Source organism: Priestia sp. P5_B4, from assembly GCF_056400385.1.
This window is the reverse complement of the sequence record NZ_JBFULJ010000437.1, coordinates 1-3,171: the sequence shown is the minus strand read 5'-3', so window position 1 is coordinate 3,171 and position 3,171 is coordinate 1. Positions and strand designations below refer to the sequence as shown.

Here is a 3,171-nt window from a genome sequence, read left to right as displayed (position 1 = left end):
GTTTTAAAACAGGGGAAATTAGTAGATTGGCTGTATGGAAAACCAGCAAGAGGAACGGTATGGATTCTCAATAAAATTCAAGGAACGGATATTAATATTGATTGGGCAGGAAAGAAAGAAGCTATTGCTTATCAAACCGTACGACAAAAAACAAGTGTATCTGCCCAAGTGAAGAATGGGAAACCTCATATTTCTGTTCATACACGTGTTGAAGGAGATATCGGTGACATGGAGGTACCTGTTGATATCACTAATCCAAAGGTTATTACAAAAATCGAACAATCGGTGAGGAAAGAAATTAAAAAAGAGCTAAGGACAGCTATTGAACGTGCACAAAAAAACAAAACGGATATTTTGGGATTTGGCGAAGTCGTTCATCGTACTAGACCCAATCAATTTAAAAAATTAAAAACAGAATGGAATGATGTCTACTTTCCAAAGTTAGATGTAGATATCACAGTGGAAGCCTATGTACGTCGAGCTGGCTTACGAAATAAATCGTTTCTTTCAGGAGTAAAAGAGAATCAAAAGTAAGGAAAAGGAGGTGCCAGTTAAATGGAGAAAGCAAAAATTAGTGCCAGTCAGCTCTTTATTTTAATGGTCCTGTTTGAGCTGGGGAGTGCTTTACTGGTACCTCTTGCGATAGATGCAAAACAAGACGCTTGGCTYGCAATTCTGCTTGGAATGGTATTCAGTTTCATTCTATTATTAGTCTATCATAGGCTTTATACCTATTATCCTGACCTTTTGCCTACAGAATATATGCAAAAAATCTTAGGGAAAGTGATGGGTACTGTACTTGCCTTTGTTTACATTCTTTACTTTATGTACGATGCCTCAAGGGTTCTACGTGATTTTGGTGAGATGCTGTTAACCTTTGCCTATCCTGATACGCCTTTATTCATTGCGAACGCATTATTGATGCTTGTGATTATTTATACAATTAGAAAAGGGATTGAGGTCATCGCTCGATCAGGAGAACTGCTTTTTATTTTTATGTATGTCCTTGCGGTTGGTGGCTTTATCTTAATTATATCTTCTGGCTTAATTGAGATTAAAAATTTACAACCTATTTTAGAAGAAGGTTTATTCCCTGTTCTAAAAGTGGTATTTACTCAAACCTTGTACTTTCCATTTACAGAAGTTATTGTATTTACCATGATTTTGCCGTATTTAAATAATCCTAAGAAGGCAAAGGTGACCATGCTATGTGCAACTGGATTAAGTGGGATCAATTTAATTATTACCATGCTCATTAATGTTTGTGTATTGGGGGTTAATTTGACCGCCCGTTCACAATATCCCCTTCTTAGCACAGTGGAGAGCATTCAAGTAGCTAATTTTTTAGAACGTCTTGATGTGTTTTTTATGCTTGCTTTAATTACCACTATCTTCTTTAAAATCTGCGTGTTATTTTACGCAGCTGTCGTAGGAACTGCTAGTTTATTCAAGGTTAAATCACCTTCACGGTTATCGTATCCTTTAGGGCTAATCATTCTCTTTTTATCTATTACCATTGCGAGTAACCTTCAAGAACATAACTATGAAGGACTGAAGGTGGCAATGTTCACTATACACATTCCTCTTCTTGGGATTATTCCTCCGTTGCTTCTTCTTGTAGCTTTCTTTAAAAACAGGAAGAAGCATGGAAAGAACACATTGAACTAGTTAATTTTTATATGGAATATTGTCATTCTCGTTGAAATTCCTAGTAAAATCCTTACCCGTAGAAAGAATAATTTTAGCCTAGAATTAACCTTAAAGTAAATCTGCTATCTATTACATAACGTTTAAAAGATTGTACGTAATGAAAGGTCGAGAAAGCAAAAGATTAATTTAAATAAAATTAGAAAGGAGGTTCCAGTTGAATGGAGAAGGCAAAAATTAGTGCCAGTCAATTATTTATTCTAATGGTTCTGTTTGAACTAGGTAGTTCTTTATTGGTACCTATTGCAATGGATGTAAAACAAGACGCCTGGCTTGCGATTCTGCTTGGGATGGTAGGAAGTTTTGTTCTATTTCTAGTCTATAATAAGTTGCATTCTTATTATCCGGATCTGCTGCCTACCGAGTACATGCAAAAAATCATGGGTAAAGGGATTGGAACGGTACTTGCCTTTGTCTACATCCTTTATTTTATGTATGATGCAGCGAGGGTTCTCCGTGATTTTGGCGAGATGTTGTTAACCTCCGCCTACCCTGAGACTCCTTTATTCATTGCACATACTTTATTAATGCTTGTTATTATTTATACGATTCGAAAAGGAATCGAGGTTGTAGCTCGCTCAGGAGAAATCCTTTTTATATTCATGTATACTTTTGCCATGGCGGGGTTTGTTCTCATCGTATGTTCAGGTTTAATCGAGTTTACAAACTTACAGCCAGTACTTGAAGAGGGTGTTTTACCCGTCCTGAAAGTTGCATTTACTCAAACTATCTATTTCCCGTTTGCAGAAGCGATTGTATTTACGATGATTTTACCGTATTTAAAAGACCAAAAAAAGGCAAAATTGACCATGTTATGTGCAACTGGATTAAGTGGAATCAACTTAACTATTACAATGCTTATTAACATTAGTGTACTTGGGGTTGATTTGACTGCACGTTCACAATTCCCTCTTCTTAGTACCGTACAAAGCATCCAGGTAGCTGACTTTTTGGAACGTCTTGATGTATTTTTTATGCTTTCTTTAGTTATCGGTGGTTTCATTAAGATTAGCGTGTTGTTATATGCAGCTGTCATAGGTACGGCTAACTTATTTAAGATTAAATCACCTTCACGCCTTTCATACCCTTTGGGCTTCGTTATTCTATTTATGGCTAGCACGATTGCCAGAAATTTTCAAGAACATCTTCATGAAGGACTAAAGGTAGAAATGTTTATTCTGCATATGCCTATCCTCGGGATTATTCCTCCTCTGCTTCTTCTTGTAGCTTTCTTGAAAAATAGAAAGAAACAGAGGGAATAAAAGGTTTATTTGCATTATTTCCTCCGAAGATGAGGTGGTTCTTACAATCTGTTAAATCCCTATAAGACAAGGCTTATCAGGGTGAATTTAAACTATTTGAGGTGGTTTTCATGTATACCTGGTTTTATGATCATTTTGTTAATACAATTCTATTTCCTCTTACTTGTATAGTAATAGTAGCCATCACGTTAAGTGCATATAC

General features: G+C 36.1%; 3 protein-coding genes. All 3 read left to right on the top strand.

The window, feature by feature from the left end; all coding sequences use genetic code 11:
* A partial coding sequence (locus AC1DRF_RS20880; RefSeq protein WP_477741587.1) for a Ger(x)C family spore germination C-terminal domain-containing protein occupies window positions 1–534 on the top strand: 534 nt, incomplete at its 5' end.
* 21 nt (window positions 535–555) lie between these two features.
* Window positions 556–1,668, top strand: coding sequence for a GerAB/ArcD/ProY family transporter (locus tag AC1DRF_RS20875; RefSeq protein ID WP_269871418.1), 1,113 nt, complete (start codon window positions 556–558; stop codon window positions 1,666–1,668).
* A gap of 200 nt (window positions 1,669–1,868) precedes the next feature.
* Entirely contained in the window at window positions 1,869–2,969 is a 1,101-nt protein-coding gene (locus tag AC1DRF_RS20870) for a GerAB/ArcD/ProY family transporter (RefSeq protein ID WP_230184976.1), read from the top strand.
* Window positions 2,970–3,171 lie beyond the last annotated feature (202 nt).

Excerpts from the sequence above, each read along its gene's own strand:
- AC1DRF_RS20870 (WP_230184976.1), top strand. The coding sequence starts at position 1,869 with ATGGAGAAGGCAAAAATTAGTGCCAGTCAATTATTTATTCTAATGGTT.